Here is a 19,570-nt window from a genome sequence, read left to right on the forward strand (position 1 = left end):
TTTAGTAGAAGATAGTGCTTATATTATTTATAAGCCGCCTCGTTCCAACGTAATTCATTTTTCAGATTCGGTAGTTCCGTTTTGACGTTAATATGGATAAATTCAATGTCGAAATATTCCGCAAAGGTTCTTAACATATCTGCGTCAATATCTAAACTGAATACGTTATGATGAGCCCCGCCGGATAAAATCCAGGCTTGAGTACCTATATCAAAATTAGGTTCCAGTTTCCAGAATGCGTGACCGACAGGTAAATTTGGCATATCCTGAGGCTTGTCTACCGCTTGCATATCTGCGGTAATCATACGAAAGCGGTTGCCTAAATCAACAATTGTCGATGCTGTTGCCTTGCCCGATTTAGATGTAAAAATTAATCGCGCAGGATCTTCTTTTCCACCGATACCGAGCGGTTTAATATCTAAAATCGGTTTATTATTTGCGATAGACGGACAAACTTCCAACATATGAGCGCCAAGCACAATTTCATTATTATCGTCTAAGTTATAGGTATAATCTTCCATAAACGAACATCCGTTAGGTAAACCGTAGCTCATTACTTTAATTGCGCGCACTAATGCCGCTGTTTTCCAGTCGCCTTCGGCACCAAAACCATAGCCTTGAGCCATTAAACGCTGCACAGGCAGACCCGGTAACTGTTTTATGCCGGCTAAATTTTGGAAAGTATCGGTAAAGGCTTTAAATCCGCCCTTGTCTAAGAATGCTTTTAAACCTAATTCAATGCGGGCGGAATCAATCAGAGATTGACGTTTTTCGCCGCCGTCCTTTAAGCTGTCCGCCAGTTGATAACTGGCTTCATATTCTTTAACCAGCGCCGTAATATCTTCGTCATTGACCGTATTTATGCTGTTCACCAATTGGTACAGACCGTAACCGTTCACGCTGTAACCGAATTTGATTTGCGCTTCCACTTTATCCCCTTCGGTTACCGCCACTTCACGCATATTATCGCCGAAACGCGCCACTTTCAGGTGTTGTTGGTCATAAATGGCCGCCAGCACACGCATCCAGCGGTCGAGTTTTTGTTTGACGGACTCGCTTTGCCAATGTCCGACCACAATGGTACGCGGTTTACGAAAACGGGACACCATGAAGCCGAATTCACGGTCACCGTGGGCGGTTTGATGTAAATTCATATAATCCATATCAATTTCATTCCAAGGAATGTTCTTATTTAATTGAGTATGGAATTGTAATAAGGGTTTGTTTAAACGGGTTAAGCCGCCAATCCACATTTTTGCCGGGGAGAAGGTGTGCATCCAGGCAATCACGCCCACACAGTTTTCTTCATAATTCGCCGCCTGACAGAGAGACAGAATATCTTCCGGTGTGGTGGCAAGCGGTTTTAACTTGATTTGGATAAAAGGATTTTGGTCATTTAAATAACGGGTGATTTGTTCCGCATTGGCATTCACTTGTTTAAGCGCTTCATCGCCGTATAAATCTTGGCTACCGACCACAAACCAAACTTCAAGTTTTTTAAGAAATTCCATAATATTTCTCCTAAGTAGATTTTAAACTTATTCGTTAAATGTATTAACAGCTGCCTGAACAACCGATATTCCGCGTTTGTAATATTCAATAAACTCTTCATATCCTTTAGACGTTTCACTATCAGGATAAGAAACAGAAACTTCAGCTTGAGAAAAAATACATTGCTCTAAATAATCATCTAAAGATTGCCCATTTTTGTGGGCGTCCAGATAATTTGCTAATAATGCAATCCCCCAGGCACCGCCTTCGTTTGCGGTTTTCATCACAGCTATGGGGACATTAATCGCCGAGGCAAGAATCTTCGAAGCGACATTTGGGGTTTTAAAAATACCGCCGTGACCGAGAATTTGCGCGATATTGACTTTTTCCTGTTGAATAAGAATATCGACCCCTAATTTCATGGCGCCGAATGCACTGTATAAATGGGTGCGGATAAAATTAGCCAGGGTAAAACGGGAATTGGCCGGATGCATGAAGGTCGGGCAACCTTCGGCTAAGCCTACGCTGTGTTCGCCGGAATAAAAACCGTAAGCCAATAAACCGCCGCAGTCAGCATCCCCTTCCAAGGCTTTACGGAAAAGGGTTTCGTATAATTTATCCGTTTCGACTTCCGCGCCAAAGGCTTTTAAGGTTTCACCGAAAAGGCGGATCCAGGCGTTAATATCCGAACTGCAGTTATTGGCATGCGCCATGGCTACAAGCTTACCTGTCGGGGTGGTGACCATATCCAATTGTTCATAGACTTTGGACAGTTCTTTTTCCAATACAATCATGGCAAAAGCCGAGGTACCGGCGGAAATATTTCCGGTATTCGTTTTAATACTGTTGGTGGCTACCATGCCGGTCCCCGCATCGCCTTCCGGCGGACAAAACGGGATTCCCGCCTGTAATCGGCCGGTCGGATCGAGCAATTTTGCCCCCTGTTCCGTTAAGTGACCGGCGGGTTGTCCAGCCGTTAATACCTGCGGCAGAATGTTGGCGATTTTCCAGGGATAGGATTGCGCCGCAATTAAGCCGTCAAACTGATTAAGCATAATTTGATAATAACTACCGGTTTGCGGATCAATAGGGAACATACCGGAGGCTTCGCCCACGCCGAGCACTTTTTCGCCGGTTAATTGCCAGTGCACATAACCCGCCAGTGTGGTTAAATAATCAATTTCGCCGACATGTTCTTCTTGGTTCAGAATCGCTTGATATAAATGAGAAATACTCCAGCGTTGAGGAATATTGTAGTTAAAAAGTGCGGTCAGTTTTTGCGAAGATTTTGCCGTAATATTATTGCGCCAGGTTCTGAACGCAACCAGCTGGTTACCCTGTTTATCAAAAGGAATATAACCGTGCATCATGCCGCTGATGCCGATAGCTTTGGCGCGGGTGAGCGTAATGCCGTATTGTTCTTGCACCTGATTTGCCAGATCCCGGTAAGCTTGTTGCAATCCTTGCCAGATTTCGCTTTGCGGATAGGTCCAGATTCCGTCAATGAAATGATTTTCCCAGGTAAAGCCGCCGCTGGCTAAAATAGTTCCGTCCGTGCTAATTAATACGGCTTTAATCCGCGTGGAACCGAATTCGATTCCAACGGATGCCCCGCCTGAAGCAATCAGATTTTTTGCATCTTGCATATTCATTACTCCTGACCTTGTTTGTGGTTACAAAACTTCTATTAATCAATATGCCATAGAGTAGGACTTCCGAAGGGAAAAAGTTAGAGCGGAATACGCTATATATATGGAGAATACGGCTGCTAAAAATAAGATGCGAGCCGGATCACTTTTTTAAAAAAACGGGAAATTCCGACCGCACTTTTGCCGCCGGAATTTAACGGGAATTGCGGTAATCGGACGGACTTAGGCCGGAATAACGTTTAAACAGGCGGGAAAAATAGAGTTGGTCGTCGTAGCCTAATTGTCTTGCAATGGCATAAATGGGCGCACCCGACGTATGGAGTAAATGTTGAGCCTTAATCATACGTTGTTCTTCCCGCCATTTGATAATACTGGAACCCGTTTGCTGCGCGAAAAGATGAGTAAGGCGGGAAGGGGACATATGAATATGCTCGGCGATTTCAGTAATTTTGTGGTTAATATGCAGATTGGCGGAAATAAAATGGCAGGTTTCCAGAATCCGGGGATCCAGCATTCTTTGGCTGTTGACGGGATCTAATTTGATACATTTTATGAGCAGCTGCTCCAATAAACACATGGACATGGCCTCGGAGAAGATATCTTTAGCGTTGTATTCCCGTTCTATTTTTTTAAATAATGCCAGAATTTCCTCATAAGTTGTCGGATCAGTAATGGTAAGACGGCCCACATGATCCGATATGTGGCTCCACTGCAGCCAATTTGCCCAAAAGGAGCGGGGTCTGAAATAGATCCATTGGTGATGCCAGGATTCGGAGGATTGCGAACGATAATACAAATGTTCGGCATTGGGCGGAAAAAGCAATAAATCCCCTTTACAACAAGTAAAGGCACGGTCGCCTTCGAATACCGTGCCTTCGCCTTTGGTGGTGAGATTAATGATATAGCCTTTCATGCCGTTGGGACGACGAATGGCAAAATCCACTTCATTGCCTTTTTCGATGGGGGTACAGCCCGCCACTAAATACGAGCCGAACTGATAACCGGGCAATAAGGGATTGGTTTCCTGTTGAACCTCACGCTGATATTTCATTTCCTCTGACCTTAAGATTTGATAAATTTCTGTTTATATTTATCAAAAATTACCGCAATCAGCAAGATTAAACCGCGCACTACATATTGGGCAAAAGGTGAAATATTCAGTAGGTTCATGGCATTTTCGATGGTACCGAGAATTAACACCCCGGCGATAATAAATGAAATTTTTGCCACCCCGCCGTTCAATGAAACGCCGCCCAATACACAGGCCGAAATGGCCACCAGTTCAAAACCCACGGAAGTCATCGGTTGACCGCTGGTCATACGGGCGGCCAGAATCACGCCGGCAAGTGCGGAAACAAAACCCGATACCACAAAAATAATTAATTTTGTTCTGTCCACATTGATACCGGCTAAACGGGAAGCTTCCTGATTACCGCCGATAGCCAGGGTATTGCGTCCGTAAGTGGTTTTACTGAGTAAGAAACCGAAGACGACCATACAGATAACGGTAAAAATAATCGGTAACGGCACGCCGAAAATATCCTGATAACCTAATTCGAAGAATTCTTCTTTGGTAATACCCACCGCTTTACCGTCAGAAATAATATAACCGAAACCGCGGGCAATCTGCATGGTGGCGAGGGTGGTGATTAATGAGTTGATTTTTAATTTCGCAATTACGAAACCGTTAATTAACCCTACGGCAATACCCAGGCCGAGACCGGCAAGAATACCGATTGTCACGCTTTGCGTCATATTAATGACCACCGCCGTAACAACCCCCGCGCAAGCAATAACGGAAGCGACGGAAAGATCAATTTCGCCGGCGGCTAAGCAGAACAACATACCGCAGGCAACAATCCCGCTCATAGAAATGGCCAAACCCAGCCCTTTCATATTCACCACAGTGGCAAAATTCGGGATAAATACACAAGAGCAGACAAAAATGACTGCAAAAATTAACAGCATGCCATAAGCGTTCCAGATTTTGCTGAATGAACCCGCACTTTTTTCTTGAGTTGTTGAAGTCATAATCAATCTCCTACATTAAGGCTTTCTACCATAGCAAGTTTTAATACTTTTTCTTCCGTTGCATCCGCGCGTTCTACCACACCGGTAATTTGATGGGCGCGCATTACCATAATTCTATCGGATACGCCGATAACTTCGGGTAAATCACTGGAAACCACAATAATGGCTAATTTTTGGTCGGCCAGCTTAAAAATTAAATCGTAAATTTCGGACTTCGCCCCCACGTCGATACCCCGGGTCGGTTCGTCCAGCAATAACACTTTAATATCTTCGGAAAGCCAACGGCCTAAAATCGCTTTTTGTTGATTACCACCGGAAAGATTGACAATTAATTGCTCGATAGACGGGGTTTTCACATTCATTTGTTGGCGTTGTTTTTCAGCGTTTTTCTTTTCCCATTTATCATTAATAATAAATTTAAAAAAATTATGTAATCTGCGGGCGCTGATATTAATATTTTCCCCTACGCTGGCAGTGGGGACAATGCCTTCTTTTTTACGGTCTTCCGGACAAAGGACGATACCTTGTTCAATAGCGTCTTTAGGGCTGCGGATAGACAAGGTTTTACCGTCTAATTCAATGCTTCCCGACACACAAGGATCCGCACCGAAAATCACTTTTAATAATTCCGAACGCCCTGCGCCGACCAGGCCGAATAAGCCTAAAACCTCACCGGCCCGAACCGTTAAACTAAAATCACCTTGCAGTTTTTCACCGGATAAATGTGCAATTTTCAAACGGACATCACCCACTTCACGGGGACGATAATGGTAAATATCACCCAAATTGCGTCCGACCATGCTGCGTACTAAATCGTCATTGGTGATTTTTGAAAGATCGGAGAAAGTCTCCACAAATTGCCCGTCTTTCAGCACGGTAATTTCATCACTGATACGGAAAATTTCTTCCATTCGGTGAGATACATATAAAATCACCTTGCCTTCATCCCGTAACTCGTTAATTACGCTGAATAATTTCTCAATTTCAGGAGCGGAAAGGCTGCTGGTGGGTTCGTCAAATGCAATGATTTTTGCGCCCCGGCTTAAGGCTTTGGCAATCTCGATCATTTGCCATTGACCGATAGATAATTCTTTTAAAGGGGTATTAGGCGAAATATTGAGATCCAGTTTATCCAGGTATTGTTGTGTTCTCTCAATTAATTCCGCTTTATCTACAATGCCGAAAGAATGGGGTAACTGACCTAAGCATAAATTCTCCGCAACGGTCATTTCCGGCACAATATTTAATTCCTGGTAAATAATGGCGACACCGGCTAATAAGGCTTCTTTAGTATTACGGAAAACCAGTTGGCGACCGCCGATACTTAATTTGCCCTCGCTAGGCAGATAGTTGCCGCTTAAAATTTTTAACAAGGTGGACTTGCCCGCACCATTCTCACCCATTAACGCATGAACTTTGCCCTCATAGCATTTAAAGGAAATATTTTGCAATGCTTTAACGCCGGGAAAGCTTTTGCTCACATTATCAAATTCTAAATATGGAACTTGCATCTCGTCCTCCTTATTGAGGTCTGTTTATGGGCAATAAACAGACCTTGATTTCAAATATTAAAGGCCTTTCTTGGAGAGTTCTTCTTTAAAATTGTCTCGTTTTAAGAACACAACGTCCTGAACGGCAATATATTTTTCCGGTTCCACACCTTCTCTGATCCATTTGGTAAGAAGTTCTACGCTGCGATAGCCGTGGATATCCGGGCTTGGTAATAATGAACCTAAGAATCCGGTGGCTCTTGGTTTTGAAAGTTCATTAACCGCATCCACACCATTGATACCGATAGCCACGACATTTTCCGGTTTAAAGCCTTGTCCTTCGGTTGCGCGTACACCGCCTAATACGGTGTTATCGTTCATACCCACGATAAGCCAGTTTTTTACTTCCGGATGTTGCACTAACATAGAGTTGGCGGCGTCAAGAGCGCCCGGGATGTCGTTACTTTTAGTCGGTGATTTATAAATTTTTTCTTTTGGGAAACCCGCTTTGATTAATGCCTCAATAGAACCTTCGGTACGGCGCCGGGCGGTATCCAGTTCATCGGCGGTAATGGCTAAAACCGCGGTATCTTTCACATCCCATTTCCGGTTTTGCATTTCTTTGTAAAGTTCTTCGCCCTGACGTTGGCCGATTTCACTTGCCGCCATCATAATTAACGGCACATTGGTCATCGGTTCGCCGGCGGCATTTAAGAACTGGTCATCCACCGCGATAACCTTTAAGTCATAAGCACGGGCTTTCGCCATAATGGCAGGACCTAATTTCGGGTCCGGAGTACAAATAACAAAACCTTTCGCCCCGTTAGCAGCTAAATTATCAATAGCATTTAAGGTTTTTTCACCATCGGGAATGGCTATTTTGATTATTTGAACGTTACCTAACGCCTGCGCGGCTTTGTCGGCAAACGCCCATTCCGTTTGGAACCAAGGCTCTTCAGGCTGTTTGACCAAAAAGCCCAATTTAATAGGTTCGGCCGAGCTGGAATATACAGGATTAGAATTCAATCCGGTTACCGCCAGAATAGATACTGCAACTAGAGATTTAAGAAATGTTCTTTTGCTTAATTTCATAGTTCTGTCCTTCTATATATTATTTTCATATTTATCAATGAAATAGACACATTGATAGTCACGCCTTCTAGGTAGCATTCAGATATTAGATAGTTTGTCAACTAAAAACATCGATCTAGATCACATTACAGATTCATGACCTAATAATCCATATATTCAGCTAATTTCCCCTAGTTTAAAACAGGCAAAAAAATCCCTAGTGTTCAGGCTAGGGATTTTCTCATAAGAGATGTTTATTTACTTAAATCAATTTGATAAACAGCAAAACCGATTTCATCTTTACCGACCAATTGCATTGGATATTGCGCATTTTGTTTGATAAATGCAGCGGCTTTTTCCGTAGGTGAGGTTTCAAAACGGATATCTAATTTCACCTTACTGTGAATCGGAGCAATACGCCAATTTTTATCGGCGGTTGGTGTAACCTCGCCTTTAGATTTACTTTCCGCCGAAATATAATTGGCTAAAATCTGGCGGTTTTCATCAGGTGAGGCGAAGACAATATGGGCATCTCCGGTACCGGGGAATTTGTTGCCGTAGGCGCGATAATTGTTAGTGGCGATTAAAAATTCCGCTTTCGGATCAACAGGTTTGCCGTTAAAGGTGAGATTTACCACCCGATTAGCATTTTTATTGATGAGTTTACATTCGCCGTCGTAACGGGCGGGTTGAGTAATATCGAACTGGTAACTTACGCCGTCGATAACATCGTAGTTATAAGTGCGGAAACCTTCCCAGTCCAATAAAAATTGCGGTTTGTCGCTGTTTATATCAATTTGCTTGAACATTCCGGCACTGCATTCCAGCCATTCTTTCAATTCGGCACCGTTAACTTTCAACACTACCAGCGTATTCGGATAAAGATATAAATCGGAGGCGTTACGGAAGGTTAACCGCCCTTTATCCACCTCGGTGAAACCGGTAGGATCATTTTTGCGCCCGCCCGCCTTAAATGGCGCACCCGCACTTAAAACCGGTAAACCGGCTAATTCAGGTAGGTTTTTCACCACGTTTTCGGTATAAGCTTTTTGTGCCTGATTAACGATTTGAATTGTCGGATCATCTTGTACTAAGGCAAGGTAGCTGTACATATTATCGTTGGCTTGACCGATAGGTTGCGCTACAAATTTACGTGTCGCTTCATGCACCGGCTGTAAAAGTGCGGTAATTTTTTCATGATTTTCTACGGTAGCTTTTTTGGCGGTCACATCATAAATCGGGCGAAGCGCGGCAGAACCGTCTACCACCATCCATTTACCATTTTTTTCCACCAAGGCTAAATCAATAACACTGATATTATTCGCCCAGTAACCCGCCATACTTTCAGGCACGTTTTTCACCGTGCCTTTGGCAATATCCGTATTAGCCGATTTCTCAAATTCTTTATTCGGGAATAAGCGGTGCGAATGCCCGAAAATCACCGCATCAATCCCTTTTACATCGGCTAAATGGAAGGCGGCATTTTCCATGCCTTCATGGTAGGGTTCATCGGAAGGTCCTGTATGGGCGAGAGCGATAACAATATCCGCGCCTTTTCCCTTCAACATCGGTATGTATTTTTGTGCGGTTTTTATAATGTCGCGGCTTTCCGCTTTGCCGGCAAGATTCGCTTTATCCCAAACCGTAACTTGCGGCGGCGTGAAACCGATATAGGCGATTTTTATTTTTTGTTTGTTGCCGGCTTGGTCCAGGATATCTTTTTCCTGAATAACATAAGGCCGGAACATCGGCTCATTGGTACCTATTTTCACCACATTGGCGTTGATAATCGGATAATCCGCTTGTTTAATCACTTCATTGAGATAATCCAAACCATAATTAAACTCATGATTTCCTAAGGTACCCATATCGTATTTCATGGCATTGTAAACCTGAATTGCCGGATGAGGTTTACCTTGTTTTGCCCCGACCGCCGCCTGATAATCAGCAATAGGATTGCCTTGAATTAAATCGCCGTTATCTACCAATATCGAATTGCTGACTTCCTTGCGAGCTTGTTCTATCAAGGAGGCGGCACGTGTGAATCCGAATTTTTCTGTGGGTGCATCTTTATAATAATCGAAGTCTGTTAAAAAACTATGCACGTCCGTGGTTGCAATAATGCGTAGTTGGGCTTTGTTATCCCCTAGTGCCCAAACATATCGACTGGTTCCCAACACAAGCATTGCACTTGCACCAAGTTGAATAAATCTACGTCTTTCCATTTTTTACTCCGGCATTAATTGAATAAATAAAAATTAAGGTGAGGGTATTTTCCTAACGGCGCATTGTAAAACAAATCGCAGAACGGTTATTTGATCTATCCTACATTTATAAAAATAACCTGCCCGGTTTTATAAAAACTTATCTCTTAATATGATTTTAATTAATCTAAAATGATTTTAATTAATCATAATGTGATTTATATCACAGTTTTAAAAAAGTACATTAATTATACTTTACCTAACTTTTAGTTGAGTAGGTTAGATATGCAAAAGTTAATTTTGGCAGATGACTTTACCGGGGCTAATGATACTGGTATTCAGTTCGTAAAAAATAACATTAAAGTAGATATATTGCTTGATATATCAAAAGGTTACTCGGGAAAATCGGACGTTTTGGTATTCAACACCGATAGTCGGGCGGTTTCTATACAAGAGGCTAAAGAACGCGTTACTAGGGTTTTGTCTCTATATGAGGGAATGTCGGTTTATAAAAAGATTGATTCGACCTTAAGGGGTAATATCGGTGCTGAAATAGAAGCCTGTATGGACGCGACAAATACATTGATTGCTTTTATTTGTTCGGCACTACCGGATGCGGGACGCATTATCAAAAATGGAATTTGTTATGTGAATGATGTGCCTTTGCTTGAGACTGAGTTTGCAACAGATCCGAAAACGCCCATTATTTCATCCAGTGTTAAGGAGATTATTACTTCTCAAACGGATATCCCGGTGATTGAAGTTATGCATGATGAGTTATGCCGACCAATGGTTGTGAATGCGAAAATCAAACAAGCGATTGCTCATAATCAGAAAGTTATTTTTTCATTTGATGCGACGACAAATCAGGACTTAGTACGCATTATAAATTTATCCAATAGTTTAGATGAGTCCGTATTGTTAATCGGTTCTTCCGGCTTAGCGGGTTGTATGACTATGCGGAAAGCAATTTTACCAATGTTATTTGTTGTTGCGTCTATGAGTGAAAAAACGACGCAACAAGTAAATTATATTCGTCATGATGAAACAAATTTTGTCATTGATTTAGATACGGAATTACTGCTTTCTTCCAATCAATATAATGATTCCGTTATTAAGCAGGCACTAGCGCAATTTGAACTGGGTAAAAATGTAATTATAAAAACCGATAGTTCTATTGAAGCCCGTAACAACGTAGATAATTTAAGTGAGAAATTAGCTCTTACAAGAGCTGAACTGGGTGATCATATTTGTATGAAATTATCTGCATTGACTAAGGAAATACTAATTAAAAATTTTTATCAACTTTCCGCTATTTTTTTGACGGGAGGCGATATAGCAATAGCTGTGGCAAAAGCCCTTAATGCGGATTCTTATCATATTGCCGGTGAAGTTGAGAATGGTGTTCCTTTTGGTTATTTCCTGAATTCCCCGTTAAGCCGGATTCCTGTGATTACTAAAGCGGGTGGTTTTGGATCCGATGCAGTGTTGAAGAATACAATTGAAGTTATTAAAAATCTTAGTTAAAGGAGAGGAGTAGTATGAAACCTATTTTAGGTATTACGATGGGCGATGCGGCTGGTATTGGCCCTGAGGTGATTATTAAAGCATTAGAAGACAAACGGATTTATGACTTGGCTCATCCTGTTGTTGTGGGTGATTTTAAAATTATGCAACGGGCGTTGCCTATTGTTAAATCCAATCTCAAACTGCGTAAAGTAGATGATGTCGATCATTACCAAAGCGAGTTTGGCTATATTGATGTAATCGACTTAGATAATTTACCTGCTGATCTTCCCTTTGCAAAAGTAGATGCTCGTGCGGGGAAAGCGGCTTATGAATTTATTGAGCGGGCAGTAGATCTCACATTAAAAGGAAAAATTCACGCAATTGTGACCGCACCTTTAAACAAAGAAGCGCTTCATGCAGGCGGTAAAATGTTTCCGGGACATACTGAAATTTTGGCGAAACTGAGTAATACGGAAGATTTTTCGATGATGCTAACAAGTGAAAAATTGAATGTTATTCATGTCACTACACATGTTTCAATGCGCCAAGCCTGCGATTTAATTAAAAAAGAACGCGTATTAACTGTGATTGAACTCGCTCAAGAATATACCAAAATGCTTGGTTTTAAAGAGCCTCGTATTGCGGTGGCGGGGTTTAATGCGCATGCGGGAGAACATGGTTTATTCGGTACGGAAGACGAAGAAGAAATTCTACCTGCCGTAAAAGAAGCGCAAGCCAAAGGTATTAATGTTATCGGTCCAATTCCTCCGGATACGGTATTCCATCGCGCAGCAAATTTAGATGAGTTTGATATGGTGGTTGTGATGTATCACGATCAAGGTCATATCCCATTAAAACTCATCGGTTTTGATAGCGGTGTAAATGTCACTACAGGTTTGCCTTTTATCCGAACTTCGGTTGACCACGGTACCGCATTCCAGATTGCAGGTCAAGGTATTGCCGATAGTCGTAGTATGACTGAAGCTTTATACCTTGGTGCCAAAATGGCAAATATTAAATATTCAAATCAATAAGTTAATTAGGAGATTATTATGTTTAAACCTCAAGGTATTATCGCTCCGGTTCTTACCGCATTAGATGATAACGAAAAATTTAATCCTGAAGTATATAAAAACTATATCAATTATCTAATTAAGGCGGGTATTCACGGTATTTTTCCATTAGGTACTAATGGTGAATTCTATGGATTTAACGAAGCTGAAAAATTAGAAATAATTAAAACCGCAATTGAAGCTGCTGATGGTTGTGTACCGGTTTATGCTGGGACAGGTTGTGTAACCACGAAAGAAACAGTTGAGTTTTCTAAGAAAGTTGTAGATTTAGGTGTTGACGTACTTTCTATTGTTTCACCTTATTATATTGCGGTCACTCAGGATGACCTTTATCGTCACTACGCTACAATTGCCGAAAATGTTACTGCTCCGATTTTGATGTATAACATTCCTGCAAGAACTGGTAACAATATTGATTACAAAACCATTAAGAAATTAGCCCAATATGAAAATATTATTGGTGTAAAAGATAGTAGTGGTAATTTTGATAATACATTGAAATATATTGAAAATACCGATTCTCGTTTAAGTATCATGGCGGGTAGCGACTCCTTAATTCTTTGGACTTTATTAGCTGGTGGTACAGGCGCTATCAGCGGTTGTTCAAATGTGTTCCCTGAATTAATGGTTTCCATATATGAATATTGGAAACAAGGTGACTTTGAAAAAGCAAACGAAGCGCAGAAAAAAATCCGTGATTTCCGTAATGTGATGCAAATGGGTAATCCAAATTCCGTAGTAAAACGTGCCGCACAATTACGCGGATTAGGTACCGGACCTGCGAAAGAGCCATCTAACTGTGCGAATAACCCCGTAATTGATAAAGCGCTACAAGATGTTTTTAAATTATATGACTAAGAGGGAATGATCATGAAAGTAGTTATTTCCCATCGATTGCATGATAACGGAATGAAAGTGTTAGAAGATGCTAATGCTCAGGTCGCTATTACTAACGATGGTAATCCAAAAATCATGTTACCCGAATTATTAGATGCTGAAGGTTTAATAATTCGCATTGGTTCTATTGATAGAGAAACAATGTTACAAGCTAAAAATTTGAAAGTAATTGGCCGTCCCGGGGTTGGTGTAGATGACGTTGATGTGAAAACAGCGACAGAATTAGGTATTCCAGTTGTTATTGCTCCTGGATCTAACACCCGTTCTGTAGCAGAACATGCTTTTGCTCTAATGTTTGCTTGCGCAAAAGATATTGTACGGTCAGATAATGAAATGCGGAAAGGTAATTTTGCCATTCGTAGCAGTTATAAAGCCTATGAATTGAATCATAAAACTTTAGCATTAATTGGTTATGGACGAATTGGTTCTATTTTGGCTCAAATGTCGAAAGCAATAGGTATGAACGTTAAAGTTTATGATCCATTTGTAAAACAAGGAACCATAGAACAGGAAGGGTATATCTATTGCACCGAATTAGATGATGTTATTCGTGATTCTCATGTGATTTCTATTCATGTGCCATTAACAAATGAAACTAGAAATCTTATTGGCGAACATGAGTTTTCCTTAATGAATGAACATACCATTCTGATTAATTGTGCCAGAGGTGAAGTAATTGATGAGCCCGTTCTCACCAAAGTATTGCAGGAAGGAAAAATTCATAGTGCAGGATTAGATGTGTTTGCCTGTGAGCCTGTTGACATTAATTCTCCTCTATTTCAGCTGGATAATGTAATTGTTTCTCCTCACATGGCAGGACAAACTAAAGAAGCTGCATCTGGCGTAGCCACAATGGCTGCCGAAGGTGTTGTTGCAGTAATTAATGGCGAAAAATGGCCTTATGTGTGTAATCCTGAAGCATATAATCATCCAAGATGGAACAAATAAGGACTTAATAAAATGACATATTCTTTACTTCATACAAACAAAGTTATTGCAGGAGCTGGTTGTGTTGCTCAAATAACAGATGTTGTGAATAGTTTTGATGCGACTAATGTGGTGATCATTACGGATCAAGGAGTTTTTAATGCAGGGCTTATCAATGAACCTAAAATGTTGTTGGAACAAGCTGGAGTCAATGTTCATGTAATTAGTGATACACCTCCGGAACCACCTGTAGATAAAGTGAATGATATTTATAAGGTTGCTATGCAATTCAATGTCGAAATGGTAATCGGTATCGGGGGAGGTAGTGCGATGGATACCGCTAAACTGGTGGCGATTTTATTAAATAATCATGTAGCATTACGAGATGTAGTTGATGGTAAAGTAAAATTTAAGAATCGCGGTATTCCTACATTAATGATTCCGACTACATCCGGCACCGGTTCAGAAGCGACACAAAATTCTATTGTATTAGTACCTGAAAGAGAACTTAAAGTCGGTATTGTAGATGAAAAAATGTTGCCAAACTGCGTTATTTTAGATCCTAAAATGACAACGGGGTTACCAAAACATATCACTGCAAATACGGGTATTGATGCTTTATGTCATGCCATTGAATGTTATATTTCTAAAAAGTGTAGCCCGTTTACCGAGATGTTTGCTTTAAAATCAATTGAGCTTATAGCTAAAAGTATTCGTATTGCTTATGAAGACGGTCATAATCTGCAGGCTCGTGAAAATATGCTATTAGGCTCTTATTTAGGTGGTGTAAGTATTGCTACGTCAAGTACGGTAGCTGTTCATGCTTTATCTTACCCATTAGGAGGGAAATATCATATTCCTCATGGCTTATCTAATGCAATTTTATTGCCAGATGTGATGAAATTTAATCTGGATGCCTGTGTTGAGAAATTTGCTCGAATAGCTAAGGCAATGGACTTAAATATTGCGGGCTTAACGGAACAAGAGGCGGCCGAAGCAATGATTGAAGAACTTTATGCATTAATTAGGGATTTGAATATTAAATGTGATCTTAAAACAGTGGGTATCACAGAAGATATATTAGATGAACTGGTTGACGCCGGATATTCTGTAAGACGATTGTTAGATAACAATCCAAAAGAAATGACAAAACAAGATATTAGAGGTATTTATAAAAAAATACTCTGATTTGTTTATCCTAATAGCGATGGTTTTCATCGCTATTTTTTTACTTGTTGAAACTTTAAAATCAAAAATGATTTATTTTAATCAAATTTTACGAATTTGATAACTAGATCACATTTTTCAATAGAATAATATTATATATTATCTCAAAGTGATTTTTATTAATCACAGGTAAGACGGTTAATATTATGTTTAGAGTTGTGGGAGAAATTAATATGAAGAAATATATTTCAGATAAGAATTTTCTTGCCGGTTTTATATTTTTCTTTGTTTCTGCATTTTATTTAATTAGTGCATTTCAGATAGAAACTAAAAATTTAGTTAGTGTAGAGGCTGATTTTATGCCAATAATTTATGGTTCTTTACTGCTAACAACATCTATTGTATTGATGATAACCTCATTTTTTAAAATCAGAAATACAGTAGTTAATAAAGAGAATAAGGAAACTGATTGGAAAAGAATTTTTTCTGTAATTGGTTTGGTATTTGTATATGTTTTATTAATGCAATATATAGGTTTTATTGTAACGTCCATTCCATTTTTATTCTGTTTATCCGTATTGTTAACCCCTCTATATATTAAGAAGAATTACATCGTTTATAGTATTTTTTCTATTGTCTTACCGATTCTTGCATACTTCTTATTTAGTTATTATCTGAATTTAACAATGCCATCCGGGTTTTTATTTTAAAGGAGACAATTTATGTTTGAACTATTACTACAAGGAATATCTTCTTTATTTACAATAACTGGTTTAAGTTGTTTGTTAGGCGGTGTATTTATAGGTATTATTTTTGGTTCTGTACCCGGTTTATCAGCAACCATGGCATTGGCATTATTTTTGCCTATTACTTATGCTTTAGATCCTAATATGGCAGTTATTTTATTAATTGCATTATATATCGGGGGAATTTCCGGCGGTTTGATTACCGCTATCTTAACGGGTATCCCGGGTACGCCGTCATCCATAGCAACTTGTTTTGATGGTTATCCAATGACAAAGAGGAATCAAGCATTTAAAGCTTTAGGCGTTGGCGTAACGTTTTCCTTTTTAGGGACGATTTTCTCGACGATTGTTTTAATTTTTCTATCTCCGATTCTGGCAAAAATTGCGATTAAATTTGGTGCTTATGAATACTTTGCCGTTGCACTTTTCTCATTAAGTATGTTAGTTGGTTTGTCTGGTGAAAATATTTGGAAAGGTCTGATTTCCGGATTAATGGGTTGTATGTTTGCTACTGTCGGTATGGATAGTATTGCTTCTGTGAATCGTTTTACATTTGGTTCCGAAGAAATTGCCTATGGATTTGATGTACTACCTGTATTAATCGGATTATTTGCTATTAATGAAATTATTGCGAAGGCTGATACGGTTAAAACTGAACATCAAAATATGCAGGTTATTACAGCAATTAGAATGGAAAAAGGGTTAGGTTTTTCTCTTAAAGAATTTTTTGGACAAATAAAAAACTTTTTTGTTTGCTCATCTTTAGGAACTGGTATTGGTATTTTACCTGGTATTGGCGGTGGTGCTGCCAATGTAATGGCATATACGGTATCCAAATCAATATCTAAACATCCTGAAAAATATGGAACCGGTATTATTGACGGTGTTGTTGCCTCCGAATCTTCTAATAACGCCGCAGTTGGTGGTGCATTAGTTCCATTATTAGCCCTGGGCATTCCCGGTGATACGGTAACCGCAATTTTATTAGGCGGATTAACATTACATGGCATTATTCCCGGCCCATTAATGTTTACTGAAAATGTTGGAACAGTTTATGCAATTTTTACTGCCATGCTGTTTGGTTCTGTTGTAATGTTTATTATGGAATTTTACGGATTAAGACTATTTACCAAAATTTTATCTATCCCTAAACATTTCTTATTACCGGCAATTTTTCTTTTCTGCATTATAGGTGCCTTTGGGGTAAGAAATAATTTCTTTGATGTATGGGCGACAGTCTTATTCGGCATCATAGGTTTTAGTTTCTATAAACTATCAATTCCTGCCGCGCCGTTCATTTTAGGTTTTATTATTGGTCCTTTAGCGGAAATTAATTTAAGACGAGGTTTAATGTTCTCACAAGGTGATTTTACCGCATTCTTTAAAGCGCCAATAGCCTTAACATTTTTTATTTTAACCGGGTTAGTAATTGTATTTGCAGTGAAATCAAGAATTAAGAAACATAACTAAAGTTCTCAAGGAGTCTTTCTATGAAAAAAGTAATTAGCTTAATTTGCGCAAGCATTCTGAGTTTAGGTATTGTTGGATGTGATAAAAAAATAGATTCAACAAATGTTGCTCAATCTGACGATAGTTGGCCTCAAAAGACCATTACATTGATAGTTCCGTTTGGTGCCGGTGGAGATACGGATTTCCATGCCCGAAATTTAGCCAGCCATTTGGAAAAAGAATTGGGTGCGCGAATTATAGTAAATAATGTTTCCGGTGCAAATGGTAATGCCGGGATGAAGCAAGTTGTGAGTGCAAAACCTGATGGATATACCGCTTTATTTTTCCATGAGTCAATGTTAACAAATAAAGTTGTTGGTTTAGCGCAGCAAGCACATGAAGCATTGTCTCCAGTAGCGGCAACTATTGTTGATGATTCTTATGTAATCGCAGCTAATGCAAAAAGTGGTCTTAAAAATTTAACGGATCTTATAAATAAAGCGAAATCAGAACCCGGAAAATTAATCTATGCTTCATCTGTCGGTGGGTATTCATATTATTTAGGACGTGTATTAGAACAAAAAACAGGTATTGATTTTAATATTGTTGATGCCGGTGGTGGTAGTGATCGTAATGCGGCGTTATTGGCGGGCAAAATTGATGTTAATGTGAATCCTTATGGTGTAATGAAATCTTATTTTGATTCCGGTGATTTTATTGCATTAGCGACAATAAATAATGAACGTAATAAATTATTTCCGAATGTACCGACCGCAAAAGAACAAGGATTTGACTGGAATGCAGAACGTTATTATTTCTTAAGCTTCCCTAAAGGTACTGATGAGAAAATCATATCAAAAATGGAACAGGCAATAAAAACTGTTGTGGATAATCCGGATTTTCGTAAGAAAACAGAAGATGCTTACAGTGTCTCTCCAACATTTGTAGGAACTAAGGACTTACTCAATCATCTTGATAGTGCGTTAAAAGAATTTGAAACTAATAAAGATTTAGTGAATAATTAAACAGAAAATAATCCCCTTTGAAGATGTTTTCAAAGGGGATTTCTTTAAGGGTATTAAATACTTAAAGGAGAATCTGTTATGTCTGTGGATAGACAAAACGCTATAAAATTATTTCTTAGAAGCCACAATATGGCGACAGTTGAACAATTAGTTAAAATCACTAATTCATCGCCTGCGACTATCCGTCGCGACCTAATCAAACTAGATGATGCCGGCATTATCAATCGAACTCATGGCGGAGTGAGTTTAAGGGATTCCTTCCCATACCAACCCACAACCAATGAAAAGCAATATCAGCATGTGACGGAAAAAGAGAATATCGCCGATTATGTGGTATCGCTAATCTCACCAGGGGATTCCGTATTATTGGATGCGGGGACCACGACACTATGTATTGCCAAAAAATTAGTCAATATTCCTTTAAGAGTGATTACAAGTGATTTACATATCGCCTTGCTGCTTTCGGAATATAAACAAATTGATATTGTGATGACCGGCGGAGCAATTGATAAAAGCAGTCAATCCTGCATTGGGCAACACGGATTGGATTTGTTGCAGAACATTAACCCGGATTTTGCTTTTGTGAGTTGTAATTCCTGGTCTATCGAACGGGGAATTACGGCACCGACGGAAGATAAAGCGAACCTGAAGAAATGTTTGTTACAAAATTCGCGCAGAAAGGTGCTAGTGGCGGATAGCAGTAAATATGGTAAATGCTCTTTGTTTAAGGTGATCGAGCTAAATCGACTTACCGATATTATTACTGATCATAATTTACCGCAAAGCGCTCAAAAAGCGCTTAATGAGCTGGATCTCTCGGTGGCGTTTGCCTAGTTATTAA

At 39.8% G+C, this 19,570-nt stretch carries 16 protein-coding genes; 9 read left to right on the top strand and 7 right to left on the bottom strand.

What is annotated here, in order from left to right; all coding sequences use genetic code 11:
• Positions 1-23: 23 nt before the first annotated feature.
• The 7 genes from araA to cpdB all read right to left on the bottom strand — a co-directional run bounded on the left by araA (position 24) and on the right by cpdB (position 9,957).
• Complete coding sequence (araA, locus tag MS_RS00265; RefSeq protein ID WP_011199242.1) at positions 24-1,511, bottom strand: L-arabinose isomerase; 1,488 nt, start codon at positions 1,509-1,511, stop codon at positions 24-26.
• A gap of 27 nt (positions 1,512-1,538) precedes the next feature.
• Entirely contained in the window at positions 1,539-3,137 is a 1,599-nt protein-coding gene (locus MS_RS00270; protein ID WP_041639428.1) for an FGGY-family carbohydrate kinase, read from the bottom strand.
• 196 nt (positions 3,138-3,333) lie between these two features.
• Entirely contained in the window at positions 3,334-4,191 is an 858-nt protein-coding gene (araC, locus tag MS_RS00275; protein ID WP_011199244.1) for an arabinose operon transcriptional regulator AraC, read from the bottom strand.
• An 11-nt stretch (positions 4,192-4,202) separates the two neighbouring features.
• Positions 4,203-5,171: an L-arabinose ABC transporter permease AraH gene (gene araH / locus MS_RS00280; protein ID WP_041639429.1), complete on the bottom strand. Its 969-nt coding sequence runs from the start codon at positions 5,169-5,171 to the stop codon at positions 4,203-4,205.
• Between the two features lie 2 nt (positions 5,172-5,173).
• Positions 5,174-6,682 carry an L-arabinose ABC transporter ATP-binding protein AraG gene (gene araG / locus MS_RS00285; protein ID WP_011199246.1) on the bottom strand — a complete coding sequence of 503 codons (1,509 nt, stop codon included), beginning with the start codon at positions 6,680-6,682 and terminating at the stop codon, positions 5,174-5,176.
• Positions 6,683-6,739: 57 nt separating this feature from the next.
• Positions 6,740-7,753, bottom strand: a complete 1,014-nt coding sequence (locus tag MS_RS00290; protein WP_011199247.1) for an arabinose ABC transporter substrate-binding protein — start codon at positions 7,751-7,753, stop codon at positions 6,740-6,742.
• A gap of 233 nt (positions 7,754-7,986) precedes the next feature.
• Positions 7,987-9,957, bottom strand: a complete 1,971-nt coding sequence (gene cpdB, locus MS_RS00295; protein WP_011199248.1) for a 2',3'-cyclic-nucleotide 2'-phosphodiesterase — start codon at positions 9,955-9,957, stop codon at positions 7,987-7,989.
• 264 nt (positions 9,958-10,221) lie between these two features.
• Here cpdB and MS_RS00300 point away from each other — a divergent pair, with 264 nt between their 5' ends.
• The 9 genes from MS_RS00300 to MS_RS00340 all read left to right on the top strand — a co-directional run bounded on the left by MS_RS00300 (position 10,222) and on the right by MS_RS00340 (position 19,563).
• Positions 10,222-11,463, top strand: a complete 1,242-nt coding sequence (locus tag MS_RS00300; RefSeq protein WP_041639431.1) for a four-carbon acid sugar kinase family protein — start codon at positions 10,222-10,224, stop codon at positions 11,461-11,463.
• A gap of 14 nt (positions 11,464-11,477) precedes the next feature.
• Positions 11,478-12,479: a 4-hydroxythreonine-4-phosphate dehydrogenase PdxA gene (gene pdxA / locus MS_RS00305; protein ID WP_011199250.1), complete on the top strand. Its 1,002-nt coding sequence runs from the start codon at positions 11,478-11,480 to the stop codon at positions 12,477-12,479.
• 18 nt (positions 12,480-12,497) lie between these two features.
• Positions 12,498-13,376, top strand: coding sequence for a dihydrodipicolinate synthase family protein (locus MS_RS00310; RefSeq protein ID WP_011199251.1), 879 nt, complete (start codon positions 12,498-12,500; stop codon positions 13,374-13,376).
• Positions 13,377-13,388: 12 nt separating this feature from the next.
• Positions 13,389-14,363 carry a hydroxyacid dehydrogenase gene (locus MS_RS00315; RefSeq protein ID WP_226977687.1) on the top strand — a complete coding sequence of 325 codons (975 nt, stop codon included), beginning with the start codon at positions 13,389-13,391 and terminating at the stop codon, positions 14,361-14,363.
• Positions 14,364-14,375: 12 nt separating this feature from the next.
• Positions 14,376-15,530: an iron-containing alcohol dehydrogenase gene (locus MS_RS00320; protein ID WP_011199253.1), complete on the top strand. Its 1,155-nt coding sequence runs from the start codon at positions 14,376-14,378 to the stop codon at positions 15,528-15,530.
• Between the two features lie 185 nt (positions 15,531-15,715).
• Positions 15,716-16,219 (top strand): tripartite tricarboxylate transporter TctB family protein, encoded by a 504-nt coding sequence (locus MS_RS00325; protein ID WP_011199255.1) that lies wholly within the window; start codon positions 15,716-15,718, stop codon positions 16,217-16,219.
• Between the two features lie 12 nt (positions 16,220-16,231).
• The gene (locus MS_RS00330; protein WP_011199256.1) at positions 16,232-17,725 is read left to right on the top strand and encodes a tripartite tricarboxylate transporter permease; all 1,494 of its coding nucleotides are present in this window, start codon (positions 16,232-16,234) and stop codon (positions 17,723-17,725) included.
• 20 nt (positions 17,726-17,745) lie between these two features.
• Entirely contained in the window at positions 17,746-18,729 is a 984-nt protein-coding gene (locus tag MS_RS00335) for a tripartite tricarboxylate transporter substrate binding protein (protein ID WP_011199257.1), read from the top strand.
• Positions 18,730-18,807: 78 nt separating this feature from the next.
• The gene (locus MS_RS00340) at positions 18,808-19,563 is read left to right on the top strand and encodes a DeoR/GlpR family DNA-binding transcription regulator (RefSeq protein ID WP_011199258.1); all 756 of its coding nucleotides are present in this window, start codon (positions 18,808-18,810) and stop codon (positions 19,561-19,563) included.
• Positions 19,564-19,570 lie beyond the last annotated feature (7 nt).

This window comes from [Mannheimia] succiniciproducens MBEL55E (assembly GCF_000007745.1).
In the GTDB taxonomy this organism is placed as follows: domain Bacteria; phylum Pseudomonadota; class Gammaproteobacteria; order Enterobacterales; family Pasteurellaceae; genus Basfia; species Basfia succiniciproducens.

What these genes read in the sequence shown, in the direction of transcription:
- araA (WP_011199242.1), bottom strand. Translation starts at nt 1,511, where the DNA reads ATGGAATTTCTTAAAAAACTTGAAGTTTGGTTTGTGGTCGGTAGCCAA.
- MS_RS00270 (WP_041639428.1), bottom strand. Translation starts at nt 3,137, where the DNA reads ATGCAAGATGCAAAAAATCTGATTGCTTCAGGCGGGGCATCCGTTGGA.
- araC (WP_011199244.1), bottom strand. Translation starts at nt 4,191, where the DNA reads ATGAAATATCAGCGTGAGGTTCAACAGGAAACCAATCCCTTATTGCCC.
- araH (WP_041639429.1), bottom strand. Translation starts at nt 5,171, where the DNA reads ATGACTTCAACAACTCAAGAAAAAAGTGCGGGTTCATTCAGCAAAATC.
- araG (WP_011199246.1), bottom strand. Translation starts at nt 6,682, where the DNA reads ATGCAAGTTCCATATTTAGAATTTGATAATGTGAGCAAAAGCTTTCCC.
- MS_RS00290 (WP_011199247.1), bottom strand. Translation starts at nt 7,753, where the DNA reads ATGAAATTAAGCAAAAGAACATTTCTTAAATCTCTAGTTGCAGTATCT.
- cpdB (WP_011199248.1), bottom strand. Translation starts at nt 9,957, where the DNA reads ATGGAAAGACGTAGATTTATTCAACTTGGTGCAAGTGCAATGCTTGTG.
- MS_RS00300 (WP_041639431.1), top strand. Translation starts at nt 10,222, where the DNA reads ATGCAAAAGTTAATTTTGGCAGATGACTTTACCGGGGCTAATGATACT.
- pdxA (WP_011199250.1), top strand. Translation starts at nt 11,478, where the DNA reads ATGAAACCTATTTTAGGTATTACGATGGGCGATGCGGCTGGTATTGGC.
- MS_RS00310 (WP_011199251.1), top strand. Translation starts at nt 12,498, where the DNA reads ATGTTTAAACCTCAAGGTATTATCGCTCCGGTTCTTACCGCATTAGAT.
- MS_RS00315 (WP_226977687.1), top strand. Translation starts at nt 13,389, where the DNA reads ATGAAAGTAGTTATTTCCCATCGATTGCATGATAACGGAATGAAAGTG.
- MS_RS00320 (WP_011199253.1), top strand. Translation starts at nt 14,376, where the DNA reads ATGACATATTCTTTACTTCATACAAACAAAGTTATTGCAGGAGCTGGT.
- MS_RS00325 (WP_011199255.1), top strand. Translation starts at nt 15,716, where the DNA reads ATGTTTAGAGTTGTGGGAGAAATTAATATGAAGAAATATATTTCAGAT.
- MS_RS00330 (WP_011199256.1), top strand. Translation starts at nt 16,232, where the DNA reads ATGTTTGAACTATTACTACAAGGAATATCTTCTTTATTTACAATAACT.
- MS_RS00335 (WP_011199257.1), top strand. Translation starts at nt 17,746, where the DNA reads ATGAAAAAAGTAATTAGCTTAATTTGCGCAAGCATTCTGAGTTTAGGT.
- MS_RS00340 (WP_011199258.1), top strand. Translation starts at nt 18,808, where the DNA reads ATGTCTGTGGATAGACAAAACGCTATAAAATTATTTCTTAGAAGCCAC.